The sequence below is a fragment of the Dehalogenimonas alkenigignens genome (assembly GCF_001466665.1).
Classification (GTDB): domain Bacteria; phylum Chloroflexota; class Dehalococcoidia; order Dehalococcoidales; family Dehalococcoidaceae; genus Dehalogenimonas; species Dehalogenimonas alkenigignens.
On the sequence record NZ_KQ758903.1, the window covers coordinates 1071499 to 1088229 of the forward strand.

The 16731-nt window shown below is 53.4% G+C and carries 19 protein-coding genes and 4 tRNA genes; 13 read left to right on the forward strand and 10 right to left on the reverse strand.

Annotated elements, in window-relative coordinates; translation table 11 throughout:
* Positions 1-56 precede the first annotated feature (56 nt).
* The 8 genes from DEALK_RS05695 to DEALK_RS05730 form a co-directional block, all read right to left on the reverse strand.
* Positions 57-133: transfer RNA gene (locus tag DEALK_RS05695), tRNA-Val, on the reverse strand.
* A 22-nt stretch (positions 134-155) separates the two neighbouring features.
* Entirely contained in the window at positions 156-788 is a 633-nt protein-coding gene (locus DEALK_RS05700) for a biotin transporter BioY (RefSeq protein WP_058439325.1), read from the reverse strand.
* A gap of 16 nt (positions 789-804) precedes the next feature.
* Positions 805-1038, reverse strand: coding sequence for a hypothetical protein (locus tag DEALK_RS05705; RefSeq protein ID WP_058439326.1), 234 nt, complete (start codon positions 1036-1038; stop codon positions 805-807).
* A 120-nt stretch (positions 1039-1158) separates the two neighbouring features.
* Positions 1159-1599: a 6,7-dimethyl-8-ribityllumazine synthase gene (gene ribH, locus DEALK_RS05710; RefSeq protein WP_058439327.1), complete on the reverse strand. Its 441-nt coding sequence runs from the start codon at positions 1597-1599 to the stop codon at positions 1159-1161.
* Between the two features lie 16 nt (positions 1600-1615).
* Positions 1616-2857, reverse strand: coding sequence for a bifunctional 3,4-dihydroxy-2-butanone-4-phosphate synthase/GTP cyclohydrolase II (locus tag DEALK_RS05715; RefSeq protein WP_058439328.1), 1242 nt, complete (start codon positions 2855-2857; stop codon positions 1616-1618).
* A gap of 12 nt (positions 2858-2869) precedes the next feature.
* Positions 2870-3493, reverse strand: a complete 624-nt coding sequence (locus tag DEALK_RS05720) for a riboflavin synthase (RefSeq protein ID WP_058439329.1) — start codon at positions 3491-3493, stop codon at positions 2870-2872.
* Between the two features lie 3 nt (positions 3494-3496).
* Entirely contained in the window at positions 3497-4594 is a 1098-nt protein-coding gene (gene ribD / locus DEALK_RS05725) for a bifunctional diaminohydroxyphosphoribosylaminopyrimidine deaminase/5-amino-6-(5-phosphoribosylamino)uracil reductase RibD (RefSeq protein WP_058439330.1), read from the reverse strand.
* Between the two features lie 98 nt (positions 4595-4692).
* Positions 4693-5772 (reverse strand): type IV pilus twitching motility protein PilT, encoded by a 1080-nt coding sequence (locus tag DEALK_RS05730; RefSeq protein WP_058439331.1) that lies wholly within the window; start codon positions 5770-5772, stop codon positions 4693-4695.
* A 228-nt stretch (positions 5773-6000) separates the two neighbouring features.
* Here DEALK_RS05730 and DEALK_RS05735 point away from each other — a divergent pair, with 228 nt between their 5' ends.
* Positions 6001-6549 carry a hypothetical protein gene (locus DEALK_RS05735; RefSeq protein WP_058439332.1) on the forward strand — a complete coding sequence of 183 codons (549 nt, stop codon included), beginning with the start codon at positions 6001-6003 and terminating at the stop codon, positions 6547-6549.
* 4 nt (positions 6550-6553) lie between these two features.
* Here DEALK_RS05735 and DEALK_RS05740 read toward each other — a convergent pair whose 3' ends face one another.
* Positions 6554-7399, reverse strand: a complete 846-nt coding sequence (locus DEALK_RS05740) for an ATP-binding protein (protein WP_058439333.1) — start codon at positions 7397-7399, stop codon at positions 6554-6556.
* A gap of 153 nt (positions 7400-7552) precedes the next feature.
* On the opposite strand from DEALK_RS05740, the gene DEALK_RS05745 reads away from it, so the two are divergent.
* The 6 genes from DEALK_RS05745 to DEALK_RS05765 all read left to right on the forward strand — a co-directional run bounded on the left by DEALK_RS05745 (position 7553) and on the right by DEALK_RS05765 (position 13127).
* A complete protein-coding gene (locus tag DEALK_RS05745; protein WP_058439334.1) occupies positions 7553-9223 on the forward strand; it encodes an ABC transporter substrate-binding protein in 1671 nt (556 codons plus the stop codon).
* 90 nt (positions 9224-9313) lie between these two features.
* Positions 9314-10231, forward strand: a complete 918-nt coding sequence (locus DEALK_RS05750) for an ABC transporter permease (RefSeq protein ID WP_058439335.1) — start codon at positions 9314-9316, stop codon at positions 10229-10231.
* Positions 10224-10445 (forward strand): hypothetical protein, encoded by a 222-nt coding sequence (locus DEALK_RS10250; protein ID WP_244881585.1) that lies wholly within the window; start codon positions 10224-10226, stop codon positions 10443-10445. The genes DEALK_RS05750 and DEALK_RS10250 overlap by 8 nt, the downstream gene beginning before the upstream one ends.
* A gap of 60 nt (positions 10446-10505) precedes the next feature.
* Positions 10506-11153 (forward strand): ABC transporter permease, encoded by a 648-nt coding sequence (locus DEALK_RS05755; RefSeq protein WP_244881586.1) that lies wholly within the window; start codon positions 10506-10508, stop codon positions 11151-11153.
* 1 nt (position 11154) lies between these two features.
* Complete coding sequence (locus tag DEALK_RS05760; RefSeq protein ID WP_058439336.1) at positions 11155-12156, forward strand: ABC transporter ATP-binding protein; 1002 nt, start codon at positions 11155-11157, stop codon at positions 12154-12156.
* Positions 12135-13127, forward strand: coding sequence for an ABC transporter ATP-binding protein (locus DEALK_RS05765; protein WP_058439337.1), 993 nt, complete (start codon positions 12135-12137; stop codon positions 13125-13127). The genes DEALK_RS05760 and DEALK_RS05765 overlap by 22 nt, the downstream gene beginning before the upstream one ends.
* A 32-nt stretch (positions 13128-13159) precedes the next feature.
* Here DEALK_RS05765 and DEALK_RS10380 read toward each other — a convergent pair whose 3' ends face one another.
* Positions 13160-13273 (reverse strand): hypothetical protein, encoded by a 114-nt coding sequence (locus DEALK_RS10380; protein ID WP_338032941.1) that lies wholly within the window; start codon positions 13271-13273, stop codon positions 13160-13162.
* Positions 13274-13317: 44 nt separating this feature from the next.
* Here DEALK_RS10380 and DEALK_RS05770 point away from each other — a divergent pair, with 44 nt between their 5' ends.
* From DEALK_RS05770 to DEALK_RS05795, 6 genes are all read left to right on the forward strand, one after another.
* Positions 13318-14319, forward strand: coding sequence for a GNAT family N-acetyltransferase (locus DEALK_RS05770; protein ID WP_186007586.1), 1002 nt, complete (start codon positions 13318-13320; stop codon positions 14317-14319).
* Positions 14316-15527 (forward strand): glycosyltransferase, encoded by a 1212-nt coding sequence (locus DEALK_RS05775; protein WP_058439339.1) that lies wholly within the window; start codon positions 14316-14318, stop codon positions 15525-15527. Before DEALK_RS05770 ends, DEALK_RS05775 begins: the two co-directional genes overlap by 4 nt.
* A gap of 7 nt (positions 15528-15534) precedes the next feature.
* A complete protein-coding gene (locus DEALK_RS05780) occupies positions 15535-16227 on the forward strand; it encodes a PIG-L deacetylase family protein (protein ID WP_058439340.1) in 693 nt (230 codons plus the stop codon).
* Positions 16228-16405: 178 nt separating this feature from the next.
* A tRNA-Thr gene (locus DEALK_RS05785) sits at positions 16406-16478 on the forward strand.
* A gap of 12 nt (positions 16479-16490) precedes the next feature.
* Positions 16491-16575, forward strand: a tRNA-Tyr gene (locus tag DEALK_RS05790).
* Between the two features lie 52 nt (positions 16576-16627).
* Positions 16628-16703: transfer RNA gene (locus DEALK_RS05795), tRNA-Thr, on the forward strand.
* Positions 16704-16731: the final 28 nt, after the last annotated feature.

Genomic DNA, 16731 nt, shown 5'->3' on the forward strand with positions numbered 1-16731 from the left:
GAGTTCCCTTAAGGGGAGTTCTTCAAAAGAACTATCACTATTAGAACTGACGTGGATGGTGGGCGGTAGTGGTCTCGAACCACTGACCTCTGCGATGTCAACGCAGTGCTCTAACCAACTGAGCTAACCGCCCGAGAAGCAGCTTGGATTGTAGCTTAAAAGGGGCGTGACGGCAAACTAGTTCCGTCTGGCGCATTTCTTTTCGGAGTGATAACCATGCCAATTAACGCGGCGATAAAGATTTTGATGATGTCCCCGGCAATGAAAGGCAGTACACCCATGGATATAATCGACGAGAGATTAACCTCCCGTCCCGATAGTCCAAGCCATGAACCAAGCCACAAGCAACCGGGGACATAAATGAGGAACAGGCAGGCGACCGCCATTAAACCGAATATGCGAGAAAAAGAAAATCCCTGGCTGACCCTGTCGGTTAAGTAGCCGATCAAGGTTGCCGCAAGGATAAATCCGAATAGGTATCCAAACGTGGCGCCAAATCCACTACCGCCGTTGGCAAACCACGGTATTCCAGCAATACCTAAACCTGCATATAGTGCCATTGACGCACCGCCCCACCACCGGCCTAGCGTGACGCCTGCAAGGAGCACAGCGAAAGTCTGCATCGTAACCGGCACCGGTGTGAACGGGAGATAAAATTTGATCTGGGCTAGTAGACCTGTCAGGACCGCGAAACCTAAAGCTAAACTTAATTTAGCCGGAATGGACAATGCCGTTCGGCGTTGGAAAAGGTCATATTTGAAGCTTTCGAAGCGGGCTGACAGTTCCATGGCGCACTCCGGGGTGTTATTTTCTGATGGTTGGCTTTTCGCAGGCGAGAAGCGTGTAGGTACTGGTCTTGCCGCAGCCTGAGCAGGTTACCGATAATGTTATCGGTTGGCTCATGACGCGCTCGGCCACGTTGGTGAGGATGGAATCCATATTATCCAACCGTTCATCCAGCACAGAAAGTTGCTGCGAAAGATTTTCCAGTGTCGGTTCGACGATTGCGTGGGTATGCTGTTTGGGTTTTTCTGCCAAAATACGCTCCGGGGAATTGATGCCGTATTATAGGTATTCCAGCCTGCAAGTGTCAAAAACCGTATAATAAAATGCAGCACACTCTCGCCGCTGGAGTGAAGCCAAATAGTTTGAGCCGGACTAAATTAGGTTTTTGATCAGGTTGGCCATTTCGATCGCCTGAACAGCGGCATCGAAACCTTTATTGCCCATCTTGGACCCGGCTCGTTCGATAGCCTGTTCTAAGGTTTCGGCGGTAATAACCCCGAAAATTACCGGCAGACCCGTTTCCATATTTACCGCGGCAATTCCCTTGGCAACTTCGTTGGCTATGTATTCAAAATGCGGGGTGTTGCCTTTGATGACCGCTCCAAGACAAACTATGGCATTATATCGGCCTGAAACGGCAAGCTTCTTAGCTACCAGGGGAATTTCGAAAGCCCCTGGCACCCAGGCTAAATCGATATCGGATTCAGCGACACCGTGTCGGAGGAAGGCATCCTTGGCACCGGCAACCAGCTTGCCGGTCATGAATTCGTTGAAGCGTGACACTACCACGGCAAATTTGAGCCCCTGCCCCATCAATGAACCTTCGTAGCTAACCACCGCTTGCTCCTTCAGCCTTGACGGCTTCCTTAAATAATAGATGCCCCATCTTTCGGCGCTTGGTCTCGAGGTATTTTTCGTTATGCGGGTTGGGTGGCATTTCTATCGGTATAGTTTCTACCACTTTCAGCCCGTACCCTTCAAGACCAACAACTTTTTTGGGGTTATTGGTTAGTAACTTGATCTGGTGCAAGCCAAGATCAGCGAGGATCTGGGCGCCGATACCATAATCACGCAGGTCCGCTTCGAATCCGAGTTTTTCGTTAGCTTCAACCGTATCCAACCCTTGGTCCTGGAGTGCATAGGCGCAAATTTTATTGTGGAAACCAATACCCCGGCCTTCCTGGCGCATATAGAGGAGGACACCAGCTCCCGCAGCGGCAATCTGCCGGAGCGCAAAATCAAGCTGCTCGCCGCAATCGCATCTCAAACTTCCTAGGACATCACCGGTCAGGCATTCGGAATGAACGCGGGTTAGAATCGGCTTGCTTTCGGTGGACAAGTTGATCTCGCCATAAACCAGGGCTAAGTGTTCCCCGGGATCGACTTCACTCCGGTAGCCGATGGCGGTGAACTCACCGTAGCGGGTGGGGAGCCTGGCCTCAGCTACTCTCTTAACGAGCTTTTCCGTACGCCGCCGATAGGCAATAAGGCCGGCGACGCTGCCTATCTTGAATCCCCATTCATCCGCCAGTTTTTCTAATTTGGGCAGTCGAGCCATGGTGCCGTCGTCATCCATGATTTCGCAGATAACTCCGGCAGGATAAAGGCCAGCAAGACGCGACAGGTCGACTGAAGCTTCGGTATGTCCGGCGCGCACCAGTACGCCGCCGTCGCGGGCTCTCAACGGAAATGTGTGTCCTGGTTTGAGCAGATCTCCCGGAGATGTTCGGGGGTCTATCAGCGTTCTTACCGTTTCGGCACGGTCCGCTGCAGAAATACCCGTTGAAACTCGGTGCCGGGCTTCCACCGAAATAGTGAAAGCGGTGCAGTGTTTGGATGAATTCTCCTGTACCATCAGCGGGATGCCGAGTGCGTCCAGTCTGTCGCCGGTCAGCGAGACGCAAATAAGTCCGCGGGCGTTTTTGGCCATGAAATTGATCGCTTCCGGTGTTATCTTCTCGGCTGCGATGAACAAATCGCCCTCGTTTTCCCGATCGTCGTCATCGACGATAATCACGAATTTTCCCGATTGAATATCGGCGATGATCTCGGGTATTGTAGCTATGCCCATTGAGATATGCTCCTAGGCGAAACCGTGTTCGGTCAGGAAAGCCTCGTTTATCGAGGCCGTCTTTTTAGAAGTGAATTTTTCGACGTATTTGGCGATAATATCGGCTTCGAGGTTAAGGCGGTCGCCCTCTTGTTTCCCGCCGATCGTGGTATGACTCTGGCTGAAGGCGACTAGAGATACGGAAAAATGATGTTCCGCCAGATTTGTGACCGTGAGGCTGAGACCATCGACTGTAATGAATCCTTTTTCAACTATATAACGCATCACTTCCGGTGGAGCGCTGATGGTCATGAGTTTAGCGTCACCATCCTGGATGATTTTATTAACCGTGCCGGTGGCGTCGATATGCCCTTGTACCAGGTGACCTCCAATCCGTCCAGAGAGGGTGAGCGCACGTTCTAAGTTAACTTGATCGCCTGGACGGAGCTCGCCAAGATTGGTACGCCTCAGTGTTTCCGGCATAACGTTTGCTTTGAAGACCCCATCTATTATCTCAGTGGCAGTCAGGCATACTCCATTTACCGCTATCGAATCGCCTGGTTTGAGATCGACCATTATAACGCGCGCTCGTACGATAAGACGGCTGTGCGAAAGGCTGACAACAACGCCGATTTCTTCGACGATACCACTGAACAAAGGCTACTCCCTAATGAAATATCCGGATATCACGGTGTCCGGTCCATACTGGGCGACTTTAACATTCTCCAGGCGGACGGCATCGGCGATCTTTTCCACTCCGGAACCACCCACCGGCGTTCCGGCTTGAGACCCTCCGATTATCATCGGAGCGATTATTGCGACCACTTTATCAATCAATCCAAGATCGAACAAGGTGCCGAGTAGCGTGCCGCCGCCCTCAACCAGGAGGCTGGTCACCTGGCGTTCGCCCAGATGCCTCATGAGCGCCTTGAGGTCCACTCGACCATCGGCATCCGGCAACCGCAGCGTATCAGCGCCGGCTTTAAGGTAAGCTTGCTCCCGATCTCGGGATGCTTGTTTTCCGAGAACGATCAATGTCTTCCCCGGCTCGCTGAACATACAGGAATCCAGCGGCGTACGCCCGCTTGAATCCACAATAACCCGGAGGGGTTGCTTGTGGGAGGTGCCGCCCCGGCCGGCGCAGCCCCGAGCGGTAAGGTGCGGGTTGTCCGCCAACACAGTGCCAATACCTACCATTATGGCGTCGGAAGCGTGGCGCAGGGTATGAGCGTAATTGCGGGAGTCCTCACCTGATATCCATTTAGAGTCCATCATCCGGGTAGAGATCTTGCCGTCAAGACTCATGGCGTACTTGGCAGTGACCAGCGGCAGACCGGTGTTGATATATTTGAAGTAGGCTTCGTTGAGTTCCCGTGCCGCTTCCCGCCGATTGCCCACATGGACTTTGATACCTGCGGCTTCCAGTTCCGCTTTCCCTTTACCGAAGACGACCGGATTATCATCCAGTGTCGCGATATGGACCTCCCGGATGCCCGCAGTGATGATGGCATGAGTACAGGGTGGGGTTCGACCGAAATGGCAGCATGGCTCCAGAGTAACGTACATCGTGGCGCCGCGGCTCTTGTCCCCGGCCTGTTTCAAGGCGCCGATTTCAGCGTGGTCGCCGCCGGGCGGTTGGGTAAATCCCTCGCCGACAATCTCATCGCCCCGCGCGATGACGGCACCCACAGCCGGGTTAGGCGAGACTTCGCCTAGGGCGAGACGCGCCAGCTTTAAAGCCTGCTCCATGAAGTCCATCGTAACGGCAATTCTAACACCCGCTACTGAAGAGGCGCAAACGGAGCAGACTTCTTACCTTGAAACCCACCGGCTTGTAAATGAGAAAGTTTGACGGATTAATAAACGGTTCCGCGTTCGGACTGGAGCAGTTGCTGCAATCGTGCCGATGAGGTGCAGTGTAGTAATGCTTCGTCACGGGTAATGACTTTACGTTTTATAAGATCGGCTAGCGCCTGGTCCATTGTCTGCATGCCTTCTTTGTGAGACACTTCAATGTTGCTCTGCAGATCGAAGACCTGCTGCTCCCTGATAAGCCTCGAAATGACCGGGTTGTTGAGCATGATCTCAAATGCGGCGATCCGCCCGCCCCTGGCGCGGTGCGGCAATCGCTGTGACAATACCGCCAGCAGGACCTGAGACAACTGGTATCTGATCTGGCGCTGTTGCTCCGGCGGGAAAATATCTACGATGCGATCGATTGTCTGCGCGGCATCGACGGTATGCAGCGTGCTGATCACCAGGTGCCCTGTCTCCGCGGCGGTCAATGCTGTCTTCATCGTGTCCAGATCCCGCATTTCCCCAATCACCAGTACATCGGGGTCGTGGCGCAGGCAGTGTACCAGGGCGGATTCGAAGGATCGGGTGTCGTCTGCCATATCACGTTGTCGAATAAGGCACTGTTTGTTGGAAAATAAAAACTCGATTGGATCCTCAATTGTCACCACATTGCGCTTGGCTGTCTCATTCAAGTGATTGATCATGGCTGCCAGGGTAGTGGATTTGCCGGTACCGGCGGCGCCGGTGATCAGGATCAAGCCTCTGGGTTTTAAGATAAGTTCTTTACAAATCTGGGGCAGTTCAAGCTGATCGATGGTAGGCACCTTGAACGGTACCGGACGTATGGCTAAGGAGATCGAACCCCGCTGGCGAATTGCGCTGACGCGGAAGCGCGACAGGCCGCTCATCGAATAAGTGAAATCGAGCTCGCGGTTGACCTTAAAAGCTGCCCTTTGGTCCTCGGTGGTGATCTTATTGAACATGTTTTCAACTTCTTGAGGGGTGAATGGAGGTACTTCGGGAAGAGGAATCAATTCTCCATCGATCCGTAGCACGGGCACGCTGGGTACGGTGATATGCAGGTCGGTGGCATTCCGTGCCACGATGAACTCCAGGAATTTTTCGATAGGTATGCTCATAGTTACACTCCCGCTACTAGAAATTAACATTCTGCGGGGTGATTAGCAATGGTACTTAAGTATATTTAAGCCATACCAATTAGTACTACAGGAATTCTTGGTCCGTCAAGGACAATATTATGGATATTTAGATAAAATATTGGTAAACCTATTGAAAACACCATCTGTCGGAGGTACAATCCTAGCACTTCCCCAGCTTGTTCCAATTCGGAAAAAAGGAGAACCGCGATGAGCAAGGTGTTTTCGGGAGTCTTCGCTGTTTTATTTATTATTTCGATGCTAATGGCCGGAGGCTGCTCCGGTGAGGAAAAAGCGCTGCTCGCGCAGGAGCGGGACGCCGCGAATTCACAACTGCAGCAGACCCAGGCTGAATTAAACATAGCCTGCGCCGATCTTTCTGCCGTCGAAAACGAACTCGCGGCGCTAAAGGCTTCTTTTGAAGCCGCCCAAAAAACAATAGCCGAGTTGCAGGCCAAATCAAGCCCAAGGTATTTTTCGTCACCAATCGAACTAGCAAACTGGCTGGCCAAGGATCCAGTTTCCGAAGAGCCGGATGCCGTGACATACGGTGCGTGGTATGCCAAAGCGCTCAGGGTGCAGCAGAACGCCGCTGCTGACGGATTCCTTGTTTCGGTGCAATATCATTATTGCGACGAACGCCATATTATTGAATACATCGCTTGCTTGACCGTGGTTAATGGATATATGTTCATGTGGAACCCTGAGACCGATGATGTCGAATTGGATCCGCTCTGGGGCACCAGTAAAGTAATTTAAATGCTCACCACAGCCCCGCCGCCGCGGGTATTGCCGCGCGGCTGACCAGTTTGATGGCGCCGGACGGGCAGGCTGCCCTGCAGACACCGCAGCCGTAGCAATTGCGTGTATTTACTTTCGTCATCGCTGAAGTGCGGCTGTATTCAAGCGCGCCGAAGTGGCAGACGCTGAAGCAGTCACGGCACCCGGTACAGGATTCCTCATCAATGGTCGCGGAGTATTCAGCCCGGAACATCACCTTCGTGCTTAGATTCAGGCTGATGTTGAGCGCCTGGCAATCGGCGCGGTCGCAGTTGCAGATGCCGCCGATAAACGGCGTCTGGAAAGTCCAGATGGTATGACACAAGCCTTCGTCATCGTGCCGGGTTATCGCGGCTAGCGCCTCTTTCGGAGACAGGACTTCAAATCCGGAGGTATCCGGCCCGTTAAGGAAAGTTCCATCGAGTTCCGACAGGATCTCAAGGATCCTGCCCCCGCCGGGGGCCATTGATAAACCGTAACAGTACCGGGCTTCGGTTTTAAGCTTCGAATAGCGGCAGATGCAGGCTAATCGAACCACCGATGTTGTCATGTTCAACACTTCGGCTACATCTTCTATCGGCAGCACCTGACCAAAATGACTCGATTTTTGGCGTCCGGAAAGAACCGGCCGGATGATGTTTTTAACCAGTGCCGGTGTTTTGTCGAGAGCAGCCAGCCGCTCGGCGCCGGAAGCAATGCCTTCGGGGTGCCGGAAAAATTCTTCTATATAACGGCGCCGCTTGAGATCGGCCAGCAGCTCTTCGGAATAGTTTTCAGCCCTGAGATACCACTTTTTCCCTTCACCGTGCTGATGGCAGAACTGGCACATAGGCAAACTGTAGAGTAATGGCCAGGTTTGGTCAAGGCCGATCCAATTACTTCAGCTATATTGACATATCAGAAAAGAAAGATATAATAGTTCTTATTCTTATTGGACAGTGAGCCACCTGTCCGAATTCTAAAAATTGTGAAGGAGGTAGTCATGGATCCAACCCGTATCTCGAGGCGTGATTTCACCAAACGGATGGCAGTCGTTGGCAGCGGCATCATGGTGTTCGGGGTAATGAGCGCCTGCGACAACGACGAACCAGCTCAGACCACAACTCCAACGGCAACCCTCCAACCGCTACCTGCATTGAAATTCCAATTCTCGGACACTGCGGGCAACCGGACCATAGCCCAATACCTTCAAGGCCAGATGTCTCAGAATATGGGGATCAATATCACTCTGGAGCCAATGGAGTCGGCCGCTTTCCAGAAATTTGTTAACGAGGAGAACCATACCTGGGCATGGTTTGGCTGGGGAGCCGATTATCCCGATCCTGAGAACTTCCTGGATTCCGTGTTCATGACCAAGGCCGGTAACAATCACACCCTTTATTCCAATCCTCAATTTGATACCCTTATGACCAACGCGTTGAAAGAACTGAACAACACCACTCGCCTCCAGATGATTGACCAGGCTCATCGTATGGTGGTCGAAGACATGCCGATGGTTTTCATGTTCAACCGCGAGCGCTTCAACCTGGTCAAACCAGCCCTCAGACCCACCCTCAAGCCCACCGGCCAGGATGGCCAGATAATGGGCGACCGCTTCTTCCGGCAGGTCAGCATGCCCAATAACATTCTGCGGGTCAACAGCAGCGGCGATCCCCCTACCCTCGATACCAACGCCGCCTCATGGGCAAGCAGCCTTTCCTGCCTGTATCAGATCTATGACGGCCTGTTTACCTTCGACCAGAACCTCAACGTTCAGGCGATGGTAGCCAGTGAGATCCCGACCACGGCCAACGGCGGCATTTCCGCTGACGGTAAAACCTACACCTTCAAATTGAAGTCAAACGTTACTTGGAGCGACGGCAAACCTGTTACTGCTCAGGACTTCGAGTACAGTATCAAACGCATGCTGGCACCTGCCACCGCTGCGGAATACTCGTTCCTCTATCTCGCTATCGCTGGCGCCGAGGCATATAACGCCGGTACTGGTCAGGAGAGCGCTGTTGGTGTGAAAGCCCTCAACGCGACTACTCTGGAGATTAAGTTGGCTCAACCGCAGCCGACCTTCATTTCCAGGATGGCGTTGTGGCCGTGTTACCCGGTGCGCAAAGACATTGTTGATGCCAAGGGCGCCGACGCCTTCCTGCCGCCCAACTTGATCGGCAACGGTCCTTTCATGTTGACAGAATGGGTACCGTTGGACCACATGACCTTCAAAGTTAACCCGAACTACTGGGGCACTAAGCCTACTTTAACCGAGATTCGATTCCGCAATATTCCGGATCCCCAGGCGTCGCTGGCGGCATACCAGAATAATGAACTGGATATGTCCGGTGTTCCGGTCGGCACCGAAAAAGCCACCATGGCCGACGCTACTCTGGGAGCTCAGGTCTTCCGCAACGCTGATCTGGTGACCTTCGGCTTCCAGTTCAACGTCAAGAAAGCCCCGTTTGACAACAAGAAGGTACGCCAGGCTATCTCCTGCGCCATTGACCGCGACACCTTTATCAACAACGTCAGAGGCGGGGTCGGTCGCGCTACCACTTCGTGGATACCTCCGGGAATGCCGGGCTTCGACGCCAATATCGGCGCCGACTACAAGTTCAACGTTGCCAAGGCTAAGCAGTTGCTGGCCGAGGGCGGTTATAAAGTCTAGAATAAGTCGCTATTGTTGGAAAAATTCTGGCAGTGACGGGAGCAAGGGATTGGGGACTTCCAATCCCTTGCTCTTTATGAATTGAGGTAAATGGGAAAATATATCCTCCGCCGGCTGTTGTGGATGATGCTCACCCTCTTCGTGGTGGCTTTCATAACTTTTGTCCTGATGCACCTGGTGCCCGGCGGCCCCTGGGACCGCGAGAAAGAACTGCCTGCGCAGGTTATCGAAAACCTGAACCAAAAATACGGTCTTGATAAACCGCTTTTCGTTCAATTCGGCAGTTATATTTGGAATGCCTTGAACGGCGATCTGGGAATCTCATATATTTACCAGGATCGGGGTGTGACAGAAATTATCCTTGGCGGATTGCCGGTAACCGCCACTCTTGGCCTGGTGGCATTTGCGCTGGCGATTGTGCTTGGCGTATCGCTGGGAGTTGCCGCGGCGTTAAAACAGAATTCGGTTATAGACTATTTTTCAGTAGCTTATGCCACAGTTTTTGCCAGCGTGCCCGCTTTTGTGCTAGGTATTTTCTTAATGTACACCCTGGCGGTCCAGTTCCACTGGTTCCCAACGGGTGGGTGGGGTACTTTACAACATATAGTTATGCCTGCGATCGCCCTGGCGGCACTACCTGCCGCTTATACCGCCCGCATCACCCGGGCTTCTATGCTTGAAGTTATCAGGCAAGATTACGTTCGCACAGCAAGAGCTAAAGGTTTATCTGAGCGAGTTGTATTATGGCGGCACATCAGCCGCAACGCTCTTATCCCGGTGGTCACTGTAGCTGGACCCGAGTTGGCGGCCCTCGTTTCAGGATCATTCATCATTGAGACTCTGTTCTCGGTACCAGGCATCGGCCGGCTGTTTGTTCAGGGTGTTTTCCAGCGAGACTACGGACTTATCATGGGCGCCATCTTGTTTTATGCTTTCATTATCGCTATCGTCAACCTGGTAGTTGATATTGTTTATGCCATGATCGACCCGAGGATACGCTATGACTGAAGCGGCTGCCGAATTCATACCTGCCTCAACCAAAACGAACGTGTCGGCTCGTCCGCACCACACCTTGTGGGGTGACGCCTGGATACGGCTTCGGCGCAATAAGCTCGCCGTTGTCGGCGGCATCATTATTATCATCATTGCTCTGGCGGCGGTGCTCGCCCCCTGGATTACCGAATATGATTTTGCCTTCCAGGATTATAGCGCAATACTCTAGCCTCCAAGCGCTGAGCACTGGTTCGGCACTGACGAACTGGGACGCGATGTCTTCGCCAGGATGATCTACGGCGCGAGAACTTCCCTGGCCGTGGGTTTGTTTACTCAGTTCATTGTTATTTTTGTTGGCTTGCCAATCGGCGCTTTCGCCGGTTTTATCGGCGGGAGGGTGGACAACCTTCTGATGCGGTTCGTCGATGTGATGTACGCCTTCCCTGACATACTCCTCATCATCCTGCTCTCCGCCGTCATGCGGGAAACAGACTTCGCTCGTTTTGGCGGCGGCATATTCGTTATCTTCCTCGCCATCGGATTGGTAAACTGGGTGGGGATTTCTCGACTGATTCGCGGACAGATACTCTCGTTGAAACAGCGTGATTTCGTCACCGCCGCCCGCGCTATGGGAGGAGGTAGCCGCTACATCACCTTCCGGCACTTACTGCCCAATGCCTTGGGGCCGATAATTGTCGCTGTGACTTTCGGTGTGCCAAGAGCCATTTTCGCCGAGGCAGCGTTGTCGTATATCGGAATCGGTATTCGACCACCAACCCCGAGCTGGGGCGCTATGATACGTGACGGATTCAACGTGATGAACGCTTATCCTCACTTAGTCATTATTCCTGCCATCGCTATTGCCGTACTTATGCTAGCTTTCACCTTCCTCGGTGATGGTCTACGCGACGCGCTGGACCCGAGGCTGAGACGTTAAAATGTCCCTATTGAACGTTCAGCACCTGACCACGGAGTTTCACACTCAGGACGGCATTGTACATGCCGTAAATGATGTGTCTTTTTCGGTCAACCGGGGCGAACTCGTGGCGCTCGTTGGTGAAAGCGGCTGTGGCAAAACCGTTAGTTCGCTGTCCATCATGCGCCTGATTCCAGAACCGCCGGGTAAAATTACCAGCGGCAGCATTCTTTTTGAAGGCAAAGATCTTCTAAAGCTGACCAAGGATGAAATGCGCCGGGTGCGCGGCTCCAAGATTTCAATGATTTTCCAGGAGCCGATGACTTCATTGAACCCCGTTTTAACCATAGGACGGCAGCTCACCGAGGCGTTGATACTGCACAAAGGCATGGATAAAAAAGCCGCCGAAGCTGAAGCGGTCGACCTGCTGAACAAAGTAGGCATTCCGCAGGCGGAGAAGCGAATCAAGAGTTACCCGCACCATTTTTCCGGCGGTATGCGCCAGCGGGTAATGATAGCCATGGCTATTTCATGCCAGCCGAAACTGGTGATTGCCGACGAGCCAACCACCGCGGTGGACGTTACTATCCAGGCGCAGCTTCTTGAATTACTGAAAAGTATTATCCGCGATCTCAACAGTTCGCTTATCCTGATCACTCACAACCTTGGGGTAGTCGCCCGCTATGCCCATCGTGTATATGTAATGTATGCCGGACGGGTTGTAGAACATGGCACCGCTGCCGAAATCTTTCACAATCCTCTCCATCCTTACACCGCAGGTTTGTTGGGTTCAGTACCCAGGTTGGATGAACCCCGGAAACTCCGCCTGCGTTCCATCGAAGGGCAGCCGCCCGACCTAATTAGTCCGCCGAAAGGTTGTGCCTTTGCCGCCCGATGCGCTTACCGGCGCGAAGGCCGCTGTGAAACCCTTGAGTTCGAGATGGTGGAAGCAATCCCAGGGCATTTCACCAGTTGTCTGGTAGCTTTTGAGGGAGAAACGCCTTGGCGCAAGACAATGTCCTAGTCGAAGTAACCGGACTGACTAAGTATTTTCCGATCGCCTCAGGTGGGCTGTTCCGCAAAAAGGTGACCGAGCTGAAGGCTGTTGATGGGGTGACCTTCGCTGTACACCAGGGAGAGACGCTGGGACTTGTCGGCGAATCCGGCTCCGGCAAGACTACGGTCGGCAAATGTGTCCTGCAACTTCATCGGCCAACCTCCGGCGAGGTCATCTTCAAAGGACATGATTTGGCCTCTTTATCAGAAAAGCAGCTGCGGGCGTATCGTCCCAAGCTTCAGGTCATTTTTCAGGACCCTTACGAATCGTTGAACCCCCGTTTCACCGCCTACGATATCATCTCCGAACCGATGAAACTTCACGGGGCTACCCGTACCGAATGCCGGGAGAGGGTGGCGGAACTGTTGAACATCGTCGGTCTGGCGCCTTATATGGCCGAACGCTATCCTCACGAGTTCTCCGGCGGCCAGCGGCAAAGGTTAGGAGTGGCTAGGGCTCTGGCGCTGCAACCGGAATTTATCGTATGTGACGAACCTTTGTCAGCTCTCGATGTTTCCATTCAGGCTCAGGTACTTAATTTGCTGGATGACTTGCAGCGGCAGTTCGGCGTGGCCTACCTTTTCATTTCACATGACCTGTCGGTGGTGCGCCACATCTCCCATCGGGTGGCGGTGATGTACCTGGGTAAAATTATGGAGATTGCCCCGCGCGATACCTTATATGAAAAACCTCTACACCCTTATACTCAAGCGCTTTTATCAGCAGTGCCGGTCCCAGACCCCAGGGTGGAAGCTAAACGGCAAGTCATCCTGCTGCCTGGAGAGCCGCCGTCCCCGTTGAATCCTCCATCCGGCTGCGTTTTTCATCCCCGATGTCCCAAAGCCTTCGAGGCTTGTTCATCGGTCGTGCCGCTTTTGAACGATGATAGAGATGCGCATTTTGTAGCCTGCCTTTTGTATAAGTCCTCCTGGCCGTAGCGCCGTCATTAACAGAAAGATCCAAGTCGGGGTTAGAGCTTATTCTTTATCTTGGCGATGAGGCTGGACATTCCCGGCACTTTTCCCGAGAAGACCACCTTCTCGTCGGTTTCAATGGCCAGGGTCATTAGTACCGGGTAGGTCATAATCTCGTTTACGAACTTGACCCTCTTCAATTTGGCTGGAATCTGTGGTCGTGTTATTCTTTGGCTATATGCCAATCTCCGTCACGCCGCTCACTATCGAAGACCTCAAGGCCAAATGGCCTAGCTACCAACAGTCTCTCCAGTCTCCATTTCCTTTTGTCATGCCGCAATGGCTGGAAGCCTGGTGGGCAAACTTCGGCAGGAATGACGGACTCCGGTTATTTTCAGTCGAAAGCGACGGACAGCCAATCGGGATTGCTCCTCTCAGGGTCCGCGAGGGAGTCGCCCGCTTCATCGGCAGCGCCGATGTCTGTGACTATCTTGACTTCATCGTAAAACCCGGCGCTGAATCCAGTTTCTTCGCCGCCGTCATCAACGACCTGAAGGCTGGGGAAGTCAAAATGCTGGAACTGGAATCGCTGCGTCCGGACTCGATGGTAATAAGACATTTACTGCCAGCGGTCCGATCCATTGGCTTCGCGATCGAAACGACGGATACCGACGTAACCCTGGAAATGCCGCTGCCCAAAACTTGGGATGAGTACCTGGCAGGACTGTCCACCCATCAGCGACACGAGATCGGACGTAAAGGGAGACGATTGGTCGAGGCCGGCGACATAACATTTGACATAAAGCCACCTGAAAACGTGGAATCTGAACTTTCGACGCTCGTTCAACTGCTACGCATAAGCCGGGCTGATAAAGCCGAGTTCATGACCACGCAGATGGAACTGTTTTTTAGGCAATTAGCGGCAGCCATGCATGAGGCAGGATTGTTGCGCTTCGGCCGCCTTAGCCTCAACGGAGTAGCGGTAGCCAGCATTATGTGTTTCGACTATAATGGAACACGATACCTTTATAACAGCGGTTACCAACCGCAATACTCATCTCTTTCGGTAGGGCTGTTGTCCAAGGTGTATTCAATAAAAGATGCTATCGAGCAAGAATTGACTATATACGATTACCTGAAGGGTGCCGAGGTCTACAAGTACCATCTGGGCGGTGTCGAGTTGCCCATTACTAGCGCCATAATCAGGATTGTATGAATAATAATTTACGTATTGCTATGCTGTCTGTCCATTCCTGTCCTATTGGGCAGCCCGGCGGCCGGGACACCGGCGGGATGAACGTTTACATCAGGGAACTGGCCGCCGCTTTGGGCCTCCGCGGTCACAACGTTGACATTTACACCCGGGCTCATGACCCCCGGGATGCCCAGAGTGAGATCTTATCGACTGGAGCCCGACTTATCCATATCAGAGCCGGCGCCGTCGAGGAGATGGGCAAGTTGACCCAGTATAACCATCTGCGGGAGTTCTATGACAACCTCGAGGCTTTTCGCGCTGCCGAAGGCGTCCGGTATGATCTTCTGCACAGCCACTACTGGTTGTCCGGCGAGGTCGGATTGCGGCTGTCTACAGAATGGAGAGTTCCCCAGGTTTTTGGTTTCCATACTATCGGCGCCGCCAAAGATGAACTGGGCTTAGGTGATGGAGAGCCGGCCATCAGGCTGTTGACCGAGCGCGATATCGCCCAAAACTGCCACCAAATCACCGCTGGTACCGAGGGCGAAAAGGTATCCCTCCTCAAACACCACGGCTGCGCCGGAAACAAGATCACCGTTGTGCCTTGCGGGGTCGACCTGAAACTATTCCGGCCGCTAGACCGGGGTGAGGCCCGCCGCGACTTAGGGCTGGACGGCTCGCCGACAGTGCTCTTCGTGGGCAGGTTGGACAAGCTTAAAGGCATTGACCGGCTGGTGCAGGCTATGGTCATGATCGATATCCCGGAAAGCCGCCTCATCGTCGTTGGTGGTGACGAATATTCGAAAGCTACCCTCGAACGGCTTAAAAATCTGGCCGCTGGTCTTGGGATCGCCGACCGGGTGAAATTTATCGGCGCGGTACCTCAGCGGGAGCTGCCGCGTTATTACAGTGCTGCCAATGTTGTAGCCGTGCCGTCATATTCGGAGACCTTTGGCATGGTGGCTTTGGAGGCAGTCGCCTGCGGCACGCCGGTGGTGTCTGCCGATGTCGGCGCCGCCCGGCAGATTATCAAAGACGGATTCTCCGGCGCTGTTGTCTGTGGGAACGAACCCCAGACGCTGGCCTGGGCGATAGAAAGTTGGCTCCAGCGGACGGTTGCCAACCGGATGCAGCTACATGATAGCGTCTCAAGCTATGGCTGGAGCGCCGTGGCCGAACAGGTGGAGAAAGTTTATTTTAATGTACTGTCCAAAGTTCCGGCCGGGTGAGTCGCCGATGCCTAAGGCCGACGTCCTGGTCATTATGGCCCATCCCGACGACCCGGAGTTTTCCTCCGGGGCTACGATTGCTCGATTGGCGCGCGATGGCAAGAAGGTAGTCTATGTTATCTGCACTGCGGGTGACAAAGGTTCCTCTGACCGGGAGATGACGCCGGCGAAACTCGTCCAGATCCGGATGGGGGAGCAGCGGGCGGCGGCGGCTGTTCTTGGAGTAGAAGACGTGATCTTTCTGGGTCATCCAGACCAGTCGCTTGAAGCTGACGATGTATTGCGCAAAGAGCTTGTGGCGCTGATTCGGGAGTACCGCCCCGATCTGGTGATCACCCATTCACCCTATCAGCGCTATATATGGTGGCACCGCGACCACCGGAAGTGCGGTGAAGCGGCTATGGACGCCGTTTTCCCTTATGCCCGGGATCACATGGCTTATCCGGACCTCCTCGCCCGCGGCCTGGAGCCTCACAAGGTGTCCGAGATATGGCTGGCTGGTGCCGACGACGCCAACTACAAGTCCGACATCACCGGCACCTTTGGCGTGAAGATCGAAGCCATCAAGTGCCACAAGAGCCAGGTCGAAGAAGACTTCTTGATCCGGCTCGACCGCATAAAAGCCAGGGCTTCGGCGGCGGCCGAGGGTGAGGAGTTTTTACTGGCAGAAGCCTTTCGGCGGGTAGAGATACCCTGGTAGTCCCTGAGAGGGAATCTTCAATCTATTCACGTTCTCCATTTAAGCTTGGTAGTGTATCAGTTTGAAAAACTGGCATACTACTTTAGGCTCAGCGTTCTTGACTTAAATGTTGGCGATTACATATAATATCTCTCTGTTTGAAAGCAGGACTGGGAATTCACCAGAGTTACCAGCTTCTGCCCGAGTGGCGCAATGGCAGCGCAACCGACTTGTAATCGGTAGGTTAGCGGGTTCGAATCCCCTCTCGGGCTTGGTCACCGCGTGGAGAGGTGCCGGAGTGGCTAATCGGAGCAGTCTGTAAAACTGCCGCTCGAAAGGGCTTCACTGGTTCGAATCCAGTCCTCTCCAGATTTATAAACTGCTGGACAATGCATGATGGAAAACCTATAATAGCAGGGTTGCCCACATAGCTCAGCAGGTAGAGCACGTTCTTGGTAAGAACGGGGTCATCGGTTCGAATCCGATTGTGGGCTCCAGAGTGAATTTAAAAAAGGGAGATATAAG

Coding starts and splice junctions, on each gene's coding strand:
- DEALK_RS10250 (WP_244881585.1), top strand. CDS start 10,224: ATGACTGAAGCGGCTGCCGAATTCATACCTGCCTCAACCAAAACGAAC.
- DEALK_RS05700 (WP_058439325.1), bottom strand. CDS start 788: ATGGAACTGTCAGCCCGCTTCGAAAGCTTCAAATATGACCTTTTCCAA.
- DEALK_RS05740 (WP_058439333.1), bottom strand. CDS start 7,399: ATGTGCCAGTTCTGCCATCAGCACGGTGAAGGGAAAAAGTGGTATCTC.
- DEALK_RS05715 (WP_058439328.1), bottom strand. CDS start 2,857: ATGGGCATAGCTACAATACCCGAGATCATCGCCGATATTCAATCGGGA.
- DEALK_RS05750 (WP_058439335.1), top strand. CDS start 9,314: ATGGGAAAATATATCCTCCGCCGGCTGTTGTGGATGATGCTCACCCTC.
- DEALK_RS05735 (WP_058439332.1), top strand. CDS start 6,001: ATGAGCAAGGTGTTTTCGGGAGTCTTCGCTGTTTTATTTATTATTTCG.
- ribD (WP_058439330.1), bottom strand. CDS start 4,594: ATGGACTTCATGGAGCAGGCTTTAAAGCTGGCGCGTCTCGCCCTAGGC.
- DEALK_RS05775 (WP_058439339.1), top strand. CDS start 14,316: ATGAATAATAATTTACGTATTGCTATGCTGTCTGTCCATTCCTGTCCT.
- DEALK_RS10380 (WP_338032941.1), bottom strand. CDS start 13,273: ATGACCTACCCGGTACTAATGACCCTGGCCATTGAAACCGACGAGAAG.
- DEALK_RS05755 (WP_244881586.1), top strand. CDS start 10,506: ATGATCTACGGCGCGAGAACTTCCCTGGCCGTGGGTTTGTTTACTCAG.
- DEALK_RS05745 (WP_058439334.1), top strand. CDS start 7,553: ATGGATCCAACCCGTATCTCGAGGCGTGATTTCACCAAACGGATGGCA.
- DEALK_RS05780 (WP_058439340.1), top strand. CDS start 15,535: ATGCCTAAGGCCGACGTCCTGGTCATTATGGCCCATCCCGACGACCCG.
- DEALK_RS05730 (WP_058439331.1), bottom strand. CDS start 5,772: ATGAGCATACCTATCGAAAAATTCCTGGAGTTCATCGTGGCACGGAAT.
- ribH (WP_058439327.1), bottom strand. CDS start 1,599: ATGGGGCAGGGGCTCAAATTTGCCGTGGTAGTGTCACGCTTCAACGAA.
- DEALK_RS05760 (WP_058439336.1), top strand. CDS start 11,155: ATGTCCCTATTGAACGTTCAGCACCTGACCACGGAGTTTCACACTCAG.